A 20,182-nucleotide genomic window follows, 5' to 3' on the forward strand; every position below is an offset into this window, starting at 1 on the left:
AGGGCCAGGCGGGTCGGGCGGAGGCGTCCATCCCCGGAGACGGGGTGTGGCTGAGAACGCGCTTGGCTGGTTGGCCACTTCGGCCCATTGCCGGTTCGCCGCTCGGCCCTTTGCCGGTTCGCAAGTCGGCCCTTTGCCGGTTCGCCGGGCGTCCGACCACCGGCACCCGTGGCACTCCGCTCCACGCTGTCCGATCGATTCGATGCCTGGCGGTACCGGCACACAGCCCGGCACACAGCCCGGCACACAGCCCGGCACATAGCCCGACGCGTTGTCCGACGCGTCCAGGCACGTCCACGCACGCACGCACGTCCAGGCACGTCCACGCACGCACGTCCAGGCACGCCCACGCACGCACGTCCAGGCACGTTCAGCCCGCACGCCCGCCGTCCCGATGTCAGTGGCTGCTGTCATGATGCCCGGCAACATCGACAGCACGGGAGCACGACATGGTGGAGCAGGCGGTACGGCCGATAGTCCAGGCGATCGTCGCCAACGCCCCGAAGGGCTGGACGCACGCCGTCCTGCACGGTCGGGCAGGCCGGCGCGGATCGGGTGTGACCGGGGGCTACACCGTCCGGGGGGACCGCTGGAGCACCGGCCTGCCCAACCCGTACGCGGAACTCATGGCACTGGCGAAGATACTGGGCGGAGACCGCGGCTGGGACCCCGTCAGCCTGGAGATCCAGTGCTGGCCGTCCGGCGAGTACCGGCTCGTCGCCTTCCACGACGCCGTGACGCGGGTGACCGGCATGGGCAGCGGATTCCAAGTGGTCCTGGACCCGGACTACCGGTTGCCACAGCCCGGCCTGCGGCAAGAGCCCGGCACGGCCGCACCGGCAGGCGACCCCGAACTGGCCGTGGCCCGCTTCCGCGCCTATCTCGAACGGCGTGCCGCGATCCTGGGACACCCCGACGAACTGCCCCCGCCCGCCACCGTAGCCGCGCTCGACGATGCCGAACGCCGCCTCGGCCGCCGCCTGCCCGCCGACCTGCGTGCGCTCTACCTGATCGCCGACGGCGACGGCATCGGCTATGAGAACCGCTACCTGTTCCAGGGGAATGCCTGGCTGCCGCTGAAGAGCCTGATCGCCGAGGACACCGACTGGCAGGCGGGCGAACGGCCCTGGTACGGCTGGGACCTGGAATGGGACGCCGTCGTCTTCGACGCGGCCCCCACCGACACCGTCCGCCGCTGCGGAAGCCACCCCGGTTGGTTGCGCTTCGCCACCGGCGAGGACGGAAACTTCCTGGCCGTCGACACCGCCCCGGCCCGCGATGGCCACCCCGGCCAGATCATCCGCACCGGCCGCGACTACGACGAGGGGCCCGCCTACGTCACGGACTCGGTCACCTCACTCCTCGCCCACTACCTGGAACTGCTGGACCAGGGCGCATACGAGAAGCACGACGACCACCTCTACCTGCTCGAACCCGCCCGTGATGCCGGCCCCCAGCAGATCATCGGCGAGATCCCCGAAGAAGTCCCGCCCAGCCTCCAGGCACTCCACATCAACGACGCCGCCGGCCTCGTCGACCTCGCCCCGCTCACCGCCGCCCGCAACCTTCGCCGACTGCACCTCAACCGCTCCACTACCGCGGACCTCACGCCGGTGCGTGAACTGGCCGTCGAATCGCTGCGCATCACCCTCAACAACGGCGATCTGACCGCGCTCGCAGGCCACCCCCACCTCACCTCGCTCGACCTGACCGCCACCCTCCCGGCCGACCTCACCCCCTTGCGCACCGTTCCCCACCTGCGCGGCCTCGACCTCTCCGGAGCCGACGTCCCGGAACCGACCGTCCTGGCCGACCTCACGGACCTTCGCTACCTCGCTCTCACCGGACGCCAGTGGACCACCCTGCTGGACGAGGGCTCGGCGCCGCCCACCCTCGCCGCCGCCCGCCTGGCCGACGCGGACGCCACCTTCGACGACGCCCTCGCCTGGGCAACCCGCCTCGGCCTCACCACCGAGCACGCCCTCCGCATCACCGGCACCCTCCAGACACCCAATGGTTGAACCCATCAAGGCGTGGGCTGACCGAGGCCGGTGGCCGCCGTCAACCCGTGGAGTTAAACCCGTGGGTTGACGGGACGGTGGTGGATTGCAACCCGCGGGTTGATGCCGCTCGGCTGGGAGGGGCGACAGCGTTACGTGCAAGCGCGCAGGGACTTCGGCACAGCCACACCCTGCGCGATGGGCGAATGCACCTGACGGTCAATCAGGCACTTGAGCCCGATTGCGTCAGGAGACCCGGGGAGGGGCCATGACCACCACACCGTTCACCAATCCAGACACCTTGACGCGCCGTCGCCTGCTGGGAGCCGCGCTGGCGGTCGGCGCGGCCGTGCCGCTCGGCCTCGCCGGGCCGGCCCGGGCGGCCTCGGGCACGCCGACCCCGGTGCAGCTCACCCTGCCCGCGCCGACCGGGCCGTACCCGGTGGGTACGGTGGCGCTGCACCTCATCGACGCGGCCCGCCCAGACCCCTGGGCGGGCCCGGGGCGCCATCGGGAGCTGATGGCGAGCGTCTGGTACCCCGCCCGGGACGTCGAGCGGTACCCACTGGCGCCGTGGATGTCCGCCGGCACACTGCGGAGGCTGCTCCAGTCCGCGGGATTCGACCCCGACGTCGTACGGGCGCCGCTCACCGCCGGCCACCAGAGTGCTCCGGCGCGGCGCAGCGGCCGAGAGCTGCCGGTCGTCGTGTTCTCGCACGGCGCGCACAGCCAGCGCGCCGACCACACCGTCATGGTGCAGGAACTCGCCAGCCAGGGCTACGTGGTGGTGACGGTGGATCACACCTACGACGCTTTCACCGAGTTCCCCGACGGGCGGGTCCTCGCTCCGGACGAGGACCCGCAGCACTCGATGGGGCCCGCGGACTTCGCCGCAGACATCCGGTTCGTCCTCGACTGCGTCGAGGATCTCGCCGCCGGACGCAATCCCGACGCCGACGGCTGGCCGCTGCCCAAGGGCCTGACCGGCGCGCTCGACCCGCGGCGCATCGGCATGTTCGGCTGGTCGAAGGGTGGGACGGCGACCGCCCGCGTCATGCTCGACGACCCGCGCGTCCGGGCCGGGCTGAGTCTCGACGGCCCGATGCTGCCCACCATGACCGGCGACCTCGACCGGCCGTTCATGATGATGACCGCCGAGTTCACCCGGGCCCAGGAGCCCAGCGTCGCCGAGTTCTGGACGCACCTGCGCGGGTGGCGGCTCAACGTCCAGGCCGAGGGCGCCGTCCACTCCTCCTACGGCGACAACCAGGTGTTGATCCCGCAGTTGGCGAAGGTGGTGGGAATGAGCGACGAGGAGCTGCGCGCCCGGATAGGCACCCTCGACCCGGCCCGCGCGGTGCGCATCCAGCAGGCGTATCCGTTGGCGTTCTTCGACCGGCACCTGCGGCACCGACGCGGGCACCTGCTCGACGGCCCGTCCCGGGCCTTCCCGGAGGTGACCTTCCTGCCGTGAGGCGACGGACGCGGCTGCCCAACCGGTGGGCGTCGCGGCCTGGTTACGTTGGCCCGGCCCGTAGGCAGCCGTGCGGTCCAAGGGAGTTGGTGGACCACGGCTGATGAGCGGTCGGGGCCGGGGGCCGCTGCGAGCCGGCCCGCCTCGTCGTTCGTACGGCAGGGCGGCAGCGGACGGTGGATCAGCGCACTGTTGGTGTCGCTGCTTCGGCGGCTGTCGGCTGTGGCTGTTGGGCTTCGGCGCCGGGGCTTCGGCGCCGGGGCTTCGGTGCCGGTGAATGTACGCCTATCTGCGCCTGTTTCGCGTTCCGTTGTCACCTGATCCACATCTTCTGCCTTAAGCGATGACATGCGCAGGCCGTCGGTATATGGTTCGGCCACTGTCACCCAGGGTGTTGCTCTGGCCAACGGTTGTCCGGTGGTTGAACGCTGCAGTGCTCGGGGTGCAGTGCCCTACCCCCCTCACAGCTCTGCCCGCGTGCCCCGGGCCCGGTCGTGTCCGGCCGGGGTCGTGCGCGCCGCAGAAAGGCATGCCCATGTCCCGAATACGGGTCACCAGACCCGCCGCTCTGACCGCGCTCGCAGGCGTAGGAGCCTGTCTGGCAATCGTCGTCGTGCCGTCCGCGTTCGCGGGCACGACCACCCCGGCCGGCAGCGCCTGCACGATCCGGCCCACGTCGAAGGACTCCGAGGCGCCGCGCAGTTGCCTCGGTGTCACTGCTTCTCTTGACCACCTGCCTGCCGTCGGCGAGCAGGCCACCCTCACGGTGGACGTCGAGGCGCAGGCCGAGGTCAAGCACGCCGGACTGTCCGTCCAACTGCCGCCCGCGATCCGGATGACCGATGAGCAGTCCGGTCTCGCCGCACCCACAGCGGACACCTTCGGCCAGCGCACCAGCCAGACGCTCGCCCTCACCCCCGGCACCCGCACCATCAAGCTCAAGGTCAAGGCCGTCGCCGCCGGACCCGCACAGATCCAGGCGGACATCAGCGATATCGACCGTCCCGACCCGCGCCGCGCCGGGCACGACTCGGTGGAACTCACCATCGGCAGATCCAAGGGCTCCTCCGACAAGGGCGTCTCGGTCACCAAGGCCGACGCGGCCCCGGTCCACCGCCCCGGGGCCGGCGCCCGTAAGGCACGCCCGGTCACTCCCAAGGCGGCCCCCGCTCCTGCTTCCGGCCGTGCCTCGGCCGGCTCGGCCCCGGCCTCCCCGCGTGCCACCGCCGCGGCCACGTCCAACGCCCAGATCTGCGTCAGCGGCACCTTCCGCAACCGCTTCCAGTCCGCCGAGGGCGGCAGTTGGAACGGCAAGGCCAACCGGGACGAGCCGGTCAGCAACGTCAACATCACCCTGTGGGGCAAGCCGACCGCCAACAGCGCGACGCAGAAGCTCGCTACGGGGATGACCGGCAACGGCGACGGCAGGTTCAACCTCTGCTACACCCCGAGTGCCTCCGTCACCCCCCTGGCATGGGTGGAGTTCCAGACCCAGGCCGGCAGCATGTGGTCGGTGGTCGACGGCAACGGCCGCCGCTACTCCACCGCCACGTACGCGCTGAACAACATCTCGCGCAGCACCAGCCTGGGCAACGTGTACGCCAACGACGGACAGAGCCGTGCCTGGCACGCCCTCGACACCCTCAACAAGCTGTGGTGGAGCCGCGGTTCCACGACCACCTGCTGGGCAAGCAGCCAGCAGGACGGCCACTGCAGCCCGATCACCGTCCAGTGGTACCCCGGCTCCACCGACGGCACCTACTGGACCACCAACGACGACAAGATCCACCTTGCGGACAACGACCCGGACTCCGAGCACACCACCGTCCACGAAGCGGGCCACGCCCTCATGGGCAAGCTCTACAAGGGCTGGTGGCCGAACGTGAGCAACTGCTCGCCCCATTACGTCAATCGCACCTCCTCCACCAGCTGCGGCTGGACCGAGGGCTTCGCCAACGCGGTGGCGTTCCACACCTTCAACGACACCACGTACTACTGGGGCAACGGCAGCTCCATGAACCTCGCCAATGACCGCTCCACGAACGGCATCGATCCGGGCGACGCCTGCGAGGCCCGTGTCGCCACCGCGCTGGTCGACCTGTGGTCCCAGGTCGACGGGGGTTGGACGAAGAGCAACACCATGATGTCCCGGACCTGGCAGTCCAGCTTCCGCGAGTACTTCGTCAACGACCGGCCCGACTACGGCCTGGACAGCGGCTCGACGGCCCGGAACATCCTCTACCGCCACACCATCCAGTACTGACCAGTCCGACCAGTACCGACCAGTACTGACCCTGACTGCTGACAGCTGAATGACCCGTGGACCCACGGACCCATGGACCGGGCCGAACAGTCGGCCCGGTCCATGCGCGTGTTCCCACTGAAGTACCTCGTGGTGCGGGGGAGGGGGACGGTGCCAGGCCCGGACACTTCGGGCTCCCACCCCCGCATCGGCCTGGCGTACGGTCCCTCCTTCCGCCGAACGGCGGAGGCGCACCGGCCTGTGGTGCGACGTGGTGGTACGGGCACGGGCGGCACCGTGGTGAACGGCCGGGAATCGCCCGGCCGGCGGACCCGATGAGGGTCCGCCCACGCCACTTCCGTTGGAGGAAGCCATGCTCCGCACCCGCACCCGCCGCCCTTTCCTCATCGCCACCACGGCCCTCCTCGTCGGCGCGGCGACCGCACTGACCCTGGGCACCTCGGGCGCGGCCACCGCGGTCGAAGCCGCCGTCGGAACCCCCGCCGTGACCGGGCACCATGCCGCCCGCCACGTCGTCGACGAACCGCTGCTCAAGGGGTCGGCCAAGCTCAAGCGCCAGCCGGGAGACAACGTCCACTTCACCATTGACGCCCACGGATTCGCCGACAAGGCACGCGGCACCTTCTACGTGAGCCACCACGTCGGCAAGCAGTGGGGCGGCTACTTCAAGGGCCGCATCGACTGCCTGGTGACCGGCGGCCCGGTCGCCGTCGCCACCGGCATCGTGTCCGAGTCGCACTTCCAGGACGCGCCGGGCATGCCGAAGATCGGCAACCTCAAGGGCAAGCGGTTCGGCTTCACCGTGCTGGACGACGGCAAGAAGGACCGGCTGGGCTACAGCTGGGCGATGGACGGCCTGCCCAAGAACAGCGTCGGCAAGTGCCTGGGCTCCGCCCCCTTCGAGACCCTGGAGAAGGGGGACTACACGGTTCACCACTGGATGCCGCCGCGCAAGCCCGCCAAGCACTGAAAGTGACGCGCCGTACCGTCCATTGACGGTACGGCGGCTTGGCCGGGCCTGCCCCCGCGGCCTCGGGACGGCGTTCAGCGCACGAAGGCGATCTCCGGGAAATGGCGCGAGGGACCGTCGAGCAGGTCGCTGTGCCGGTGGCGCAGATGCTTGTCGAAGAACGCGGCGACGTAGGTGCGTTGGACCTCGATGGAGCGGTTGGGGTCGATTGTGCCGAGTGCCTGCTGCATCACTTCCGGGGTTATCCCGAATGCGCCCGGCGCCTGGGGGAACAGGACCTGGTTGTCGACGAAGGAGTTGTGCCCGGAGCCGCGCAGCTTCAGGTCGAGCCGCTCTCCGTGCAGGTGGTCCCAGAGCCGCGCCCAGCTCCCGTCGGTGTTGCGGTTGTGGTGCTCGGAACTGAACAGCATGTAGGGGCGGTCGAGCCGCTTGTATTCCGACGAGCCGAAGAGCTGGCCGTCCAGGTTCACGCCGGCGTCGATCCTGGAGTCCGCGTGCATGGCAGCGGCCACTGATCCGCCGCCGAGGGACGCGCCGAACATCCCGATGCGTTTCGTGCTCACGGCCTGGGTCAGCCCGTGGGGGAGCGGCTTGTGTTCCACATCCGGGTTGTGGCCGCGGGCGATCTCGGCCAGCTGGTCGATGACGAAGTGGGTGTCCGCCGCCCGGACGTCGATCAAGTCGCGCGATTTGGTGCCTGGCGGCAGCATGCTCACCTCATGTCGCCCGCCGGGGAACACCACATCGCCGGTGTCATGGGTGTGGTCGATGGTGACGACCAAGTAGCCGCGGCTGGCCAGGTCCTGAACCAGTGCCGTGCCCGTCGCACGGTTCCCACGCCCGCCGGGCGAGTACAGCAGCACCGGCAGCTTGCCGAGTTTGTGGTCGACCGGGGCGCCGGTGTGCCCGGCGGTGGTGGGCAGGGTCACCCCGCCCGGCAGCACCTGCTGGCTGTTGGGGAGAAGTGCGGCGGGATAGCGGGAGGTGTGTGTGGCCGGGTACCACAGCGAGACCATCAACTCGCGCTGCTGTGTGGGCACCCACGGATCCATGCGTTTGGTGTCGCGCAGGTGGAGGTCGACCGTCCCGACGCGATGGCTCCCGGTCGGGGCGGGGAGGGTCAGCTGGCCCGGAGCCGGCGCCACCTTCAAGGACGCTGCCCGACGCGGGTGTTGCGCCACGTCGCCCAAGTCCACCGCGTGGCCCGGGGCTTGCGCCGCGTCGTCCAAGGCCACGAGCCGGCCCGGGGCGTGCCCCGCGTCGTCCATGGCCGCCGCCGTGGTCGTGGGTGCACTGGCGGTCTTCTCCGCGGCGGTGGCCGGTGCCACCGCGGCGCCCAGGGCGAGGGTCAGTAGTCCGGTGGTGCCGGCGACCCGGGTGCGCAACCGGCTGTGGCGCCTTCGTGCGTGCTTCATGGGCGGCCCCCTCCATGGTGGTGATCGGCACGTGATCAGCGATCGGCTGGCGGTCATCGTATAGGCAGTTTTGCCATGGCCGTGCCAACCCGCCGGATAGGGCGGCGAGTTATCTCCAAGGTGGTGGGTGGGCGGGGCGTTGCTGGCGCGTCCAGAAATGCCCGGTGGCGGCTTCGTGCCCGTCCGTTGCCCGGCCTCTACGACCCTCCTTTTTCCACGAGCTCCTCTGCGCGGGTAACGGCCTCTCGGCACTCGGTGGGTATGCCTCTGAGGTGAGTGGCGTCGAGTGCCGATACGGGACAGGGGCAGGAGGAAAGCCCTGGTGCAGCCGGTGCCGAGTCGCCAGTTCCCGCCAGCTCGGCACCCTCGTGGGCTCGTCGCAGCAGCAAAGGCGCGAGCCGGCAGAGGCCCGGCGGGAGTGGCTGTGCCGTTGCCTCGACGTGGTGGCTCCCGGGGCGTCATCCCCGGTCAGGAGGGTTCTTCAGGAAGGGCTGATTCACGCCATCGTCGGATGGCGGCCCTCGGACCCGGAATTGCGACTGCGTTGCCCGCCGTTTTCACTGAGCGTCTTTGTTACGCGCCAGTTCGTGACCGCCGGCTCTCGTCGACCGCCCGCTGCGGGCTCGTGGATTCCCCGAGAAGGGGTAGCTTCAAGGGCAGTCACCCGTGGCTGTGCGACTGTGCGTGACCTGGTGAATGCGGACGGAAAGGTATCGACAATTACCCGGCCTTGCAGCGGGTGTTGGGAATTGCGCCATGCCGGGACGAGATCCGAGAGGCATAAGCTACCTTTCCCTATGGTGAGTTGAGCGCAGTTCCTGCGGGCCGGTATACAAGGCCCAGCACGAAAGGCTTGTACTTATCCCGTGCTCCCCGTATTGATATGGGGCGAGTTGCCGCACGCGCCATCCCCCACATGCCGAGAGGACGCTGTTCTGCACGCTGTTGCCCGCGCGCCCCGCCCGCACCGCACCCGACGCCGCGCCGATATGCCTCTGCTCGGAGGCGTCCGCCCACCGATCGCCGCACTGCTCTGCGCCCTGCTGGGAGTTGCCGCGTTCACCGCACTCGGTCTCGGTACCGTTCACGAACAGGATGTCCCGCAGGCCTTACTCGACGCGGAACGCCGGATCGCCGAGGACGCCGCCGACTCGGTCGGGACCGCCATCGACGCCAGAGCCACGGCAGTGCGCCGCATTGCGGCAGCGGACGCGCCCGCCGGCAGCAGCTCTCCGACGGCACTACTGCGGTCCCTTCTCCCGACCGGGCACCCTGCCGGAGGCGGTGTGCTGCTCGACCCGCACACGGGCAGACGCCTTGCGGCCAGCGGTGAAACGGTTCCGCTGACCGGGGTGGATGCGGCGGCGCTGATGCGGTCCGGCACCGCGAAGATCGCGCCCCGGCTGGTCCTTTCGGGCAGGGGCGAACCGCGGCTGTTGCTCTTCGCCCGGGTGGCCGCCCCCGCTCCGGGCGCCAAGCAGGACGAGAACGACGACCAGACAGGTGACCTGAGAGCGGATCAGGACGAGGGGGAACGCCAACTCCTGCTCGTCGTCTCGGAAAAGGTCGCTGCTCCAGCGGTGTACGGGGCGGGCCGCACCGGTCAACTGGTGGACCGGAACGGAAAGGTGCTCGCCACCGCCACTGCCCCAGCAACCGCCACAGCCCCAGCCACCGCCACCCCCGGCACCACCGGCACAGCGCCGGCGCTCCGTACCGACCACCGCGCCCTGCCTGCCGCTGCGGCGAACGCCGCGAACACCGCCAACACCGCTGTGGACACCGGCGACGTCTCGGGCACCGTGCTCGGTGACGGTCCCGACGGGCTGCGCAGGGTCACGGGGTGGGCATCGGTCGCCGCGGCGGACGGCAAGGACGACACCCCCGGCCTGGGACTGACCGTCCTCACGGTCAGGGATGTTCCCCCGACCAAGGAGGGAGCCGACCATCTGGGGTTCGCCCTGGTGGCCGCGGGAGCACTGGTGGTGATCGCCGTGCTGGTCACCCTGGTGCTGTGGGGCAGCATGCAGCGTGCGCTGCTGCGGCTGCACCTGTCCGCGGCCCGGCTGGCCAGGGCGGCCGGCGAAATGCCCATGAATCGAGAGGAGTTGGCGCGGCCGGTGCCGGCCTTCGCGTTCGGCGAGCCCGGCAGGGTCGGCCGGGCGTTGGAGTCGATACGCCGCCAACTGCTCGGCGAGACAGGACCGGAGCCCGTGCGGCCGATACGGCGCCGCCCCGGTGTCCGGGCGCTGGTCCTCGTCTGCGCACTGGTGATCGCCGCGTGGGGGACGCCGCTGCTCTTCCTGCTCAACCGCGTACCGGCAGCCAAGGCCGTACCGCCACTGGCCGTCGCCGACCAGCAGGCACGTACCGAGGCCGCCGCCGACCGGGTGCAACGGTCCCTCGGCCGGAGCTGCACCGACCTCGCGGCGGCGGCGTCAGCCCTCTCCGGTGCGCCCCGCGCGAGGGCGGCAGAGGTGCTGCGGCGCGAACACGCCGACCACCCCACGTTCCGGTCGCTGTATGTACTGGACCGCAGCGGTGCCGTCCTGCTCCGGGTGGGCAAGCAGCCGCTGTACCCCCTCGTCCATGCGCCGACCGGCAACGGAATCACCCAGGTCAACACCTCGGGCCCGATCCCCGCGATCGCCGCCTACGCCCAGATCCCGGCGGCCCGAAAGGCCAGGAGCACCAAGGACGCCGCCCCGGTCGTCGTCGTGGCCGAGGTCGGCGTGAACGCGCTGAACTCCCTGGTCGCGCGGCAGGGGCTGGGCAAGGTGTGGCTGACCGACGAGCGCCACAGGGTGCTCGCGGCGAGCGTCGGCTTCCAAGCCTTCCAGGCACTTCCCCACCGGGGCCTCACCCGCCTGGTGGCCAGGACCGAGACCGCACCCGGCAGCGCGGCCGGCCCGGCCTCGGCCGTACTGCACACCGGGACGGCCCCGGGCGAGGGGCCATCGGTCGCGGCCGCGGCGCCACTGACACAGAAAGGGCCGGTCGCCGCACTCGGCTGGCGGGTGGTCTCCGCCGAGCCCGCCGCAGCGCTCAAACTGGCGGCATATCAGCTGCAGGCGCGCACCATGCTGGCCGGTCTGCTCGCCCTGTCCGTGGGCGTCGCGGGCCTGAGCTGGCTGCACATCGTGGTGGTCAGGCCGCTGCGCGCGGTCACCAGATGCGCGGAGCGGCTGGCCGGCGGCGACCGTCGCACCGTGCTGTACCCGGTCCACCACGACGAGTGCGGCTCGGTCACGCGCAGTCTGGAACTGCTCCGGCAGGCACTGGCGGACCGGGACCGCGACGGCGGAAGGGCCTACGCGGCCGCTGTCCCTACCCCCTCGTTCCAGCCCGGCGGCGGCCCGCCGCACCAGTGAAGGACCAAAGGACCGACTGACGTGCTTTTCCTCTACGTTGTGCTGCTGTTGAGCTGCGCCGTGCTGCTGGTCGCCGGCGTGCTGGAGCAGCGGCGCCACTACGCCGCGCTGGCGCAGATCCCCACTCGGGTGCTGGTCAACGGCATCCGCGGCAAGAGCTCGATCACGCGGCTGTGCGCGGGGGCACTGCGCGGCGGTGGTCTGGTCACCGTGGCCAAGACCACGGGCACCGCTGCCCGGTTCCTGCACCCGGATGCCACCGAGGAACCGGTGTACCGCAAGTTGGGCATCGCCAATGTCGTCGAGCAGATCGGCATCGTCCGGCGCGCGGCGGCGTACCGGCCGGACGCTCTGGTGATCGAGTGCATGGCGGTGATGCCCGCACTTCAGGAGATCAACCAGGAGAAGCTGATCCGTTCCACCATCGGCGTGCTGTGCAACGTGCGCGAGGACCATCTCGCCGAAATGGGGCCGACGTTGGACGACGTGGCCCGCTCGCTGTCCCGGTCGATGCCGGTCGGAGGGGTCTGTGTCACCGCCGAGCGGGAGCGGCTGCACATCCTCAAGGAGGAGGCGGACAAACGGAAGTGCCGCCTGATCACGGTGGATCCGGAGTCGGTCACGGACGAGGAGCTGCGCGGGTTCAGTTGGTTCACGTTCAAGGAGAACGTCGCCATCGCGCTGGCAGTGGCCGAACTCCTCGGTGTGGACCGGGCCACCGCACTGCGCGGTATGTGGGACGCACCGCCGGACCCCGGTGTGCTCTCGGTCGAGCGTTACCGCACACCGGACGGCAAACGGCTGCGTTTCGCCAATGTCTTCGCCGCCAACGATCCCGAGTCGACCTTGATGAACGTACGTCAGCTGGAGCAACTCGGCGCGATCCGCCGCCCGCTGCACGTGGTCATCAACTGCCGACCGGACCGGATCGAACGCAATGGGCAGATGGGAGCGATCATCCCCGAGCTGGACCCGGAATCGGTCCTGCTCATCGGGCATCCGACCAAGAGCGCGCGCGACGGCATCCCGTCGGACTGGTCGTCGGGGCGGGTGGTGGACCTGGGCGGCGACCGGCGCGACGCACAGGAACTGACCCGCGCCCTCCTCGCCGAACTGGGCCCGGATTCCTCCCTGGTGGCCGTCGGCAACATCCACGGTCAGGGCGAGCTGTTCCTGGAGCACCTCGCCACGCTGCCCGCTGACGACGCCGACGAGCCGCTTCCGGTCGCGCCCCCGCCCGAGCCGGAGCCGTACAGCTGGGTGGCGTCGCTGAACCGACACCTGCCCGCCCCGCCTCTCCCGAGCCCCGCCCCTGCCCACGCCGACGCCCCGTACCGGTCGACAAGGAACCCCCTGTGATCCCCGTCAATGTCACGCCGCAGACCATCGCGCTGGGGATAGCCCTCGGACTGGTCTTCTCGCTGGTCTGCTATCTGACCACCAACCTCTCTCCTGGCGGCATGATCACCCCCGGCTGGCTGGCGCTGACCCTGGTCACCGATGTGGTCCGGGCCGCCATGGTGATCGGTGTCACCGCGCTCACGTTCCTCGCGACCAAGCTCCTTCAGCGCCATGTGATCCTTTACGGCAAGCGGCTGTTCGCCGCCGTGGTGCTGTCCGCGGTGTTGCTCCAGACCACGGTGCTGCTCGCGCTCCAGCACGAGTTCCCGCTCCTTTACACCGCCCAGACCCTGGGCTTCATCGTGCCCGGCCTCATCGCGTACCAGTTGGTCCGCCAACCGTTGGCCGCCACCGTGATCTCCACCACGGCGGTGACCCTGGGCACCTATGTGGTGCTCGTTGCCGGGTTGCTGCTGGGGGCGCTGCCGGTCGGCTGACCTCGCCGTACCGCCCGCGCACCGATTGCGCGGGGACCCCCGGCCCTGAAGCCGACGAACGATCACCGCATTCCAGCCCGACGTCCCAGGAAAGACCCGCCATGGCCACGACCGCCCTCGCCCGGGACCCCGCCGGCCGCCGCCGACGCACCACCGGGATCCGTCAACGCACGATCGCCGACTGGGAGTTGCCCGCCCTCCTGCTGATCCTGGCCACCGCCGCGGTGTTCTACGCCTGGGGCATCGACCGGGCCGGGGTGCACCCGTACTACAGCGCGGCCGCGCGGTCGATGGCGGCGAACTGGCACGCCTTCGTCTTCGGCGGGCTGGACCCGAGCGGCTCGATCAGCATCGACAAGATCCCCGGTGCGCTGTGGCCGCAGGCCCTCTCCATCAAGCTCTTCGGTCCGTACAACTGGGCAATGGTGCTGCCGCAGGTGCTGGAGGGCGTACTGGCCGTCTGGGTGCTGCACAGGATCGTCCGTGCCTGGGCCGGGCCCTGGGCAGGGCTGCTCGCCGCGCTGGTACTCACGCTCACCCCGGTCACCGTCGTACTCGACCGGCACACCATCCCCGACACCCTGCTCGTCCTGCTGCTGCTCCTCGCCGCGGGATCGCTGCAGAAGGCCGTCACCACCGGCAAACTGCTTCCGCTGATCGTCTGCGGGGCATGGGTGGGACTGGCGTTCCAGGCCAAGATGCTCCAGGCATGGCTCGTCCTGCCGGTCTTCGCCGCGGTGTACCAGACGGCAGCGCCCGGTTCCCGATGGAACCGGGCCCGGCGGCTGCTGCTCGCCGGGGCCACCGCGCTCCTCGTCTCCTGTGCCTGGCTGCTGCTGGTGTGGGCGACCCCCGCCCCGAACCGCCCCTACATCGACGCGACCACCAACAACAACCCCTTCACCCTGGTCTTCGGCTACAACGGGCTGAGCCGCTTCGGCCACGACCCGAACGCACTGGGCGCCGTCGCCGGCACCGCGGCCAGCCGCCCCACCGACAACACCGGTTGGACCATGCTGGTCAACGACAGCGTGGGACCGCAGATCGCCTGGCTCCTGCCGCTCGCCGTACTGGCCTTGGTGCTGGGCGTGTGGTGGCGCACCGGACAACCGCGCACCGACGGGCCGCGGACGGGCTTCCTGCTCTGGGGAGGCTGGCTGGTGGTGCACGTCGTGGTGTTCAGCAACTCCAACGGCAACCACGGCTACTACACCGCCGTACTGGCCCCGGCCCTCGCCGCGCTGACCGGTGGCGGAGTCGCCCTCTTCTGGTCCGAGTACAGCGCCGGTGGCCGACGCCGAGCGGCGCTTCCCCTCGCCATGGGCCTCACGGCGCTGTGGGCCGTGGCGATCGAAGGCCCGCACGGCGATTTCGCGCCCTGGCTGCTGCCGATGGTGCTGATGCTCGGTCTGTGCGGGACGGTCGGCCTGTGCACCCGCGGACCACGCACCACGCGACGGACGATGCACAGTGCCCTGGCAGCCTCCCTGGCGTCCGTACTCCTCGCCCCGGCGGTCTGGGCCACCTCCTGCCTGGACCCGCGGTACGCCGGATCACCGCTGTCGCCGCTGGCCGGACCGGTGGGACCCGACCACCGCGACCGGCCCCACCACCGGGTCACGTTCCGGCGATACCCCCTGAGCACGCCGTCCACGCGGGACGCCGCACTGTTGGCCTACCTTTCCGCACACCGTTCCGGAGAGAAGTACCTGCTCGCCACCCAAGCCGCCTACGGTGCCGAGCCCCTGCTGCGCGCCGCCTCCCCACCCATACTGGTCATGGGCGGCTTCACCGGCCTGACCCCCTACCCGACCGCACGACGGATCGGCGACCTGGTCGCCACCCATCAACTGCGCTACGCCCTGCTGACCACACGCCGCCCGCCCACACCGGCCTCGGCCTGGGTGAAGAGAAATTGCACCCGCATCCGCCCAAGCGCCTACGGTCGCACCTCGGACGGAACCTTCACCCTCTACGACTGCGCTCGACGAGCCAACTGACCTGCCGGGACGGCGAGTTCCCCCTGTGCCGTAGCAAGGTTGAAGACGACCTCCTGTCCGACGCCAGCCCCGAGTTCCGGGAGGCCTGGGCCGAGCACCGACTCAAGGACAAGACCCACGGCCGCTATGTGTACCGGCATCCGGTCGTCGGCGAACTGGACCTCGGTTTCGAGACGCTACGGCTTCCCGACGACCCGGACCAGGCGCTCGTCGCCCACCGTGGAGGAGGATTCACCCTCGCACACCGCGCTACGCCTGCTGGCGGGCTGGGCGCACGGCTAGTGCTGCGACCGCGTAGTCGCCGGGTTGTGGTCGTGACGGTTGGATGTGCGGTGACGTCCATTCGACCGCTGGAGGCGCGGTGGCTGAGCCTGTCCGTGTACGCAGATTGACCGACAAGGAGGGGCAGAAGCTGAAGCAGATCGTGCGCCGGGGCAGCACGAGTTGGTGCGTTACCGGCGGGCGATGATGCTGCTCGCTGTCATCCTGGACAACCTCTCCGCCCACACCGGCGCCGGGCATCCGCCGCTGGGCGAAGAAGAACAAGGTCGAGCTGTGCTTCACCCCGACCTACGCATCCTGGGCCAAGCCGATCGAGGCCCACTTCGGCCCGCTGCGGCAGTTCACCCTGGCCAACTCCCACCACCGCAGCCACCCCACGCAAACCCAGGCACTGCACCGCTATCTGCGCTGGCGCAACGCCAACGCCCGCCACCCCGACGTACTTGCCGCCCAACGCAAGGAACGCGCCCGCATTCGCAGCGAGAAGAGCATCCGCTGGGGCGGACGCCCCCTCAACGCCGCAGCCTGACCGACCGCGAACCGCAGCCCCGGAGTGCCGAAAGGGACAAGTTCACGAGAAGGACAGCGACAGAAGGACGACTCAGGAGGCGGACGGCTCGATCTCCCCCGCAAAGACGATGACCTGGTCGATGAGGCTCCGCCGCAGATGGACGACGTCCGTTCCCGCCAGGCGGGGGCCTCCATCCGGCGTGGTGAAGACCCACTGGTACCGGGCCCACTCGCCAGGCATGTCCACCGCTGAGCAGCGCACCATCGTGCCGGTCCCCGCCGGGTGGCGCCGGATGTCCAGCACGAACCGCTCGACCGCCGCGATTCCTTCGCTGCGACCCAACGGCCCCCAGAAGACCACGTCTGAGGTCAGGGCCTGGGAGAGCAGGGCAGTCACATAGCTGTCGTCCGAGGTGTTAAAAGCGGAGATGAACGTGTCGATCGCGGAGCGTGCCGTCTCTTCCTGCATGCCCCAGTAATACCAGCCGTTGCGCGTGCGCTCGTCCCGCGAGCCGCCTTCCGATCACGGTGGACCATCCCGGTCACAGCACTAGCGGAGTTTTGCGGAGTCCAGGTGGACTGCCTGATTCGCTGAGTAGTCGCTGGTGACCACCGCGTGACGGGCTCGAAAGGGGCCGAGGCGGCGGCAGGGACAGAGGCTGCGGCTGAGGCAGAAGCAGAGGCAGTGGCCACGATTCGATAGGCTGAAATTGACTCCTCAGGGCGCAGGGAAGATCTCCGATCCCCGGCGAGGGAGGTCGATCATGGGCGGTCTGCTTGCGGGTTCGCGGAGGGTTGCGGTCTACCTCAATGATCACTTGGCCGGTGCCACAGCCGGTGTTGAGCTGGCCCGGCGCATGGCCCGGGAGCACCAGGGTTCGGACTTCGGCGGTGAGTTGAAGCACCTCGCCGCGGAGATCTCGTTGGACCGGCAGGCGCTGCTACGGCTCATGGGCTCCCTGGACGTTCCCGTTCGTCGATACAAGATCTACGGGGCCTGGGCGGGTGAGAAGATCGGGCGGCTGAAGCCCAACGGCCGCGTCGTCCGTCGTTCCGGCCTCAGCACGGTCGTCGAGCTGGAGGGAATGCGTCTCGGCGTCGAAGGCAAGGCGCTCCTGTGGCGCGCCCTCCTCGCCTTGGCGCCCCGCGAGCCCCGTCTGGACACCCAACGACTCCAAGAACTCCTGGACGGCGCGCGACAGCAGACCGAGGCACTGGATGCCTTGCACACCAGTGCTGTCCGGAACTGCCTGACCGACCGGCCCGGTCAACGGAACGCGGAAGCCGACCGATGAGCCCGCCACGGCCGACCGCCGCACACGATCCGCCGCCCCCATAGGCACCATCACCTCTATAGGCACGATCACCTCGAAACCGCCTCGCATCCGCCCCCAAGCCGCCCCCACACCGCCTCGAATGTGAGGCCCCGCGTGAACCCCATGCTCGTTGCCCGCGCCCAAGGCCTGTTCAACGCAGGCGGCGGAGCGTGGGCTCTGCTGTGCCTGCACAGTTTCGAGCGCTACTTCGGACCACAGAGAATGCAACACGAGCAGGACTGGCTGGTCAGAACGGTGTCAGGGCTGTTGGTCTCCTGCGGCTGGAGCCAGATCCGGACCTGCCCCACGCCTGAATGCCTGTCCCAGGCACGCCGTATCGGCCTCGGCGCGGCGCTGACACTGCTCGCCATCGACCTGGTCTACGTACCGAAGGGCAAGGTACGCCGCAGCCACGCGCTGGACGCCGTCATCGAGGCCGGCTGGCTCGTCGCCTGGTGGCGGTGTGGGCCCCTGATGACGGATGGCAGCAGCGGCACGGGCCCGTCAGAGAGCGCGTGATGCACGTGTTGCACCCATCGACCGGCATCGACAGTGGGCGCGCGGTGCAACCTTCTTCCCAGGTCACGAGTCTCCACGCTGTACGTTCAGCCCGCACAGTGTGAAAGGTCCCCGTGCACCAGAAGAATCTTGTTGCCGCCCGGACAGGTGGTGCCATGTCCGCCGTCGTCCTCGGCAGCCTGCTTGTCGCCGCCCCGCCGGCGGCAGCCGCCGACGTCACCTGCTCGACCAACGTCTACCAGCGGACGTTCTACAACAACACCTCGTTCTCCGGCACCCCGGTGAAAACCGACTGTGACAGCGCCATCAGCCAGAGCTGGTCCGGCAGCCCGGTCGCCGGTGTGTCGTCGAACAACTTCGGTGTCCGCTGGTCGGTGACCCGTGACTTCGGCTCCGGCGGCCCGTTCATGTTCAACGTCTCCGCCACCGACGGGGTCCGGGTCTACCTGGACGGCGTCCGCCAGATCGACCTGTGGTACGCCACCGGCGACACCGCCCGCTCCACGTACCTCGGCTTCACCATCCCCTCCGGCAAGCACACCGTCCGCGTCGACTACGTGAACTGGTCCGGTGCCGCGAAGGTTTCGTTCACGTACACGCCCCGGACATCGGCCACGTACGACACGACGAAGCCGCTCGCCCCCACCGGCGTGCAGACGGCGTACAACACCACGACCCGCAAGACGACCGTCTCCTGGTCCGCCAACAAGGAGATGGACCTGGCGAGTTACTCCCTGTACCGGCGGTCCGTCGGCTCCAGCACCTGGACGAAGGTCACCACGACCACCGCCCGCAGCTACACCGACCCCCTCGTGAACCCCGACGACCGCACGCCGTACTACTACGAGGTGCGCGCCAACGACAAGGCGGGCAACACCTCGTCGGGCAGTACGGACACCATCGTCCGACCTCTGCCCATCGTCACCTCCCTGACCGGCACCTACGACAAGGCGACCGGCAAGGTCACCCTGAAGTGGCCGCTGAACACCGAGCCGCACTTCGATCACTACACGGTCCTGAGCAACGACAAGGTGGACGGCTACTGGAAGTGGGTCCCCCTGGGCACCACCACCGGCAACACCTGGACCACGGCTCCGATCGTCGCGGACGGCGAGACCCGCCACTACCGTGTCCTCGTCACCAACGACGGCGGCACCACCACGTACAGCGGTGACGCCCTCAACGCTTACGCGACCAACGAGCTCTGGCTCAACATCCCCGACGGCATCGCCCCCGCCTCCGCCCCCGAACTCCTCGTGGGCGCCTGTGAGGGCGGCATACGGGCGACCGCCAACGACTACACGCCCGCCCCGATCCGCGACTTCACCGGCTTCGAGATCGAGCGCCGCGAGGCGGGGACGGACGCCTGGTCCGTCGCCGCGCACCAGGGCTACGACCCGCGCCACGACCCGGCCTACATCACCGTCTGCGACCCGCTGCCCGCCGACGGGCGCACCTACGAGTACCGGGCCCGCACCTATGACGCGGCCGGGAACTACTCGCCGTACAGCGAGATCCGCGCCATGACCGTGCCGGTCGGCTGACGTCACGGAATCGCACGACAACGGCCCGGAAGCGATCACGACCCCGTGTGGTTGATTCGGGCCCGGCTCCTTCGCCCCGTCGGCATGGCCGGCGGGGCGAGGTGCTGCGAATTCCTCATTCGGGCAACCGGGGGCGGCGGACGCTGCGGCTCCGGGACACTTGCTCCTGCTTCAGGCGGGGACGAGAGTGGGAAGGGACCGCGGGCCACCGGCAGTGGGGAGTGGGGAAGCGAGGGAGTGGGGGAGTGGGGGAGTCAACAGAACACTCTGCTTCTCAGAACCAGCCACTCAACGGGCGACGTGGACCGCTGAGCGCACCTGGCCGGAAAGGACATGTGATGACTGTTCCGCAGCCCCCCGCGCCACCAGGGCCCATCCATCCTGAGCCGGTCCCGCCCACACCTGGCCCCCCACCCACTCCGCCGGAGCCAGGGCCGGGCCCCATCCCACCCGGGCGCGAGCCTGTTCCTCCGCCGCCTCACCCTCCTGAGCCGGAGCCCCAACCAGGCCCCGGTTGACTGGCAAGTCTGTGACCGACAGGTCTGTCTGCCCGGTCCGTGACTGACGAGCCGGTGACTGGCGAGGCTGTGGCTGGCCAGTCGGTGACGCGTGCGTGGTTGCCAGGCTGCGCGAGGTGGCTCCGGGCGGTCTGTCCCGCCCGGAGCCGTACGCGCGCAATC

The 20,182-nt window shown here is 69.8% G+C and carries 14 protein-coding genes and 1 pseudogene; 13 read left to right on the forward strand and 2 right to left on the reverse strand.

Annotation, left to right across the window (positions count from 1 at the left end; all coding sequences use genetic code 11):
• Window positions 1-449 precede the first annotated feature (449 nt).
• The 4 genes from ACFV1J_RS01410 (at window position 450) to ACFV1J_RS01425 (ending at window position 6,707) form a co-directional block, all read left to right on the forward strand.
• Window positions 450-2,021 (forward strand): SMI1/KNR4 family protein, encoded by a 1,572-nt coding sequence (locus tag ACFV1J_RS01410; RefSeq protein ID WP_385855141.1) that lies wholly within the window; start codon window positions 450-452, stop codon window positions 2,019-2,021.
• A 247-nt stretch (window positions 2,022-2,268) separates the two neighbouring features.
• The gene (locus tag ACFV1J_RS01415) at window positions 2,269-3,474 is read left to right on the forward strand and encodes an alpha/beta hydrolase family protein (RefSeq protein WP_385855142.1); all 1,206 of its coding nucleotides are present in this window, start codon (window positions 2,269-2,271) and stop codon (window positions 3,472-3,474) included.
• A gap of 535 nt (window positions 3,475-4,009) precedes the next feature.
• A complete protein-coding gene (locus tag ACFV1J_RS01420; RefSeq protein WP_385855143.1) occupies window positions 4,010-5,737 on the forward strand; it encodes a mycolysin in 1,728 nt (575 codons plus the stop codon).
• 352 nt (window positions 5,738-6,089) lie between these two features.
• Entirely contained in the window at window positions 6,090-6,707 is a 618-nt protein-coding gene (locus tag ACFV1J_RS01425; protein ID WP_385855144.1) for a hypothetical protein, read from the forward strand.
• A gap of 74 nt (window positions 6,708-6,781) precedes the next feature.
• Here the strand turns inward: ACFV1J_RS01425 and ACFV1J_RS01430 are convergent, their stop codons facing one another.
• Entirely contained in the window at window positions 6,782-8,122 is a 1,341-nt protein-coding gene (locus tag ACFV1J_RS01430) for an alpha/beta hydrolase family protein (protein ID WP_385855145.1), read from the reverse strand.
• 989 nt (window positions 8,123-9,111) lie between these two features.
• Between ACFV1J_RS01430 and ACFV1J_RS01435 the strand changes: the two genes are divergently transcribed.
• From ACFV1J_RS01435 to ACFV1J_RS01460, 6 genes and pseudogenes are all read left to right on the forward strand, one after another.
• Window positions 9,112-11,493 carry a HAMP domain-containing protein gene (locus ACFV1J_RS01435; RefSeq protein ID WP_385855146.1) on the forward strand — a complete coding sequence of 794 codons (2,382 nt, stop codon included), beginning with the start codon at window positions 9,112-9,114 and terminating at the stop codon, window positions 11,491-11,493.
• 21 nt (window positions 11,494-11,514) lie between these two features.
• A complete protein-coding gene (gene pgsB, locus ACFV1J_RS01440; protein ID WP_385855147.1) occupies window positions 11,515-12,852 on the forward strand; it encodes a poly-gamma-glutamate synthase PgsB in 1,338 nt (445 codons plus the stop codon).
• Window positions 12,849-13,331, forward strand: a complete 483-nt coding sequence (locus ACFV1J_RS01445) for a poly-gamma-glutamate biosynthesis protein PgsC/CapC (protein ID WP_385855148.1) — start codon at window positions 12,849-12,851, stop codon at window positions 13,329-13,331. Before pgsB ends, ACFV1J_RS01445 begins: the two co-directional genes overlap by 4 nt.
• 101 nt (window positions 13,332-13,432) lie before the next feature.
• Complete coding sequence (locus ACFV1J_RS01450; RefSeq protein WP_385855149.1) at window positions 13,433-15,331, forward strand: ArnT family glycosyltransferase; 1,899 nt, start codon at window positions 13,433-13,435, stop codon at window positions 15,329-15,331.
• Window positions 15,247-15,723, forward strand: coding sequence for a hypothetical protein (locus ACFV1J_RS01455; RefSeq protein ID WP_385855150.1), 477 nt, complete (start codon window positions 15,247-15,249; stop codon window positions 15,721-15,723). Before ACFV1J_RS01450 ends, ACFV1J_RS01455 begins: the two co-directional genes overlap by 85 nt.
• Before the next feature lie 88 nt (window positions 15,724-15,811).
• Window positions 15,812-16,142 (forward strand): annotated as a pseudogene (locus ACFV1J_RS01460) (transposase); the annotation flags it as partial.
• A 72-nt stretch (window positions 16,143-16,214) separates the two neighbouring features.
• Here ACFV1J_RS01460 and ACFV1J_RS01465 read toward each other — a convergent pair.
• Complete coding sequence (locus ACFV1J_RS01465; RefSeq protein ID WP_385855151.1) at window positions 16,215-16,592, reverse strand: nuclear transport factor 2 family protein; 378 nt, start codon at window positions 16,590-16,592, stop codon at window positions 16,215-16,217.
• A 349-nt stretch (window positions 16,593-16,941) separates the two neighbouring features.
• Between ACFV1J_RS01465 and ACFV1J_RS01470 the strand changes: the two genes are divergently transcribed.
• From ACFV1J_RS01470 to ACFV1J_RS01480, 3 genes are all read left to right on the forward strand, one after another.
• The gene (locus ACFV1J_RS01470; RefSeq protein ID WP_385855152.1) at window positions 16,942-17,418 is read left to right on the forward strand and encodes a hypothetical protein; all 477 of its coding nucleotides are present in this window, start codon (window positions 16,942-16,944) and stop codon (window positions 17,416-17,418) included.
• A 243-nt stretch (window positions 17,419-17,661) separates the two neighbouring features.
• Window positions 17,662-17,958, forward strand: a complete 297-nt coding sequence (locus ACFV1J_RS01475) for a hypothetical protein (protein WP_385855153.1) — start codon at window positions 17,662-17,664, stop codon at window positions 17,956-17,958.
• 155 nt (window positions 17,959-18,113) lie between these two features.
• On the forward strand, window positions 18,114-19,502 hold the full coding sequence (locus tag ACFV1J_RS01480; protein WP_385855154.1) for a PA14 domain-containing protein: 1,389 nt from the start codon (window positions 18,114-18,116) through the stop codon (window positions 19,500-19,502).
• Window positions 19,503-20,182: the final 680 nt, after the last annotated feature.

It is taken from the genome of Streptomyces sp. NPDC059649 (assembly GCF_042734445.1).
GTDB lineage: Bacteria > Actinomycetota > Actinomycetes > Streptomycetales > Streptomycetaceae > Streptomyces.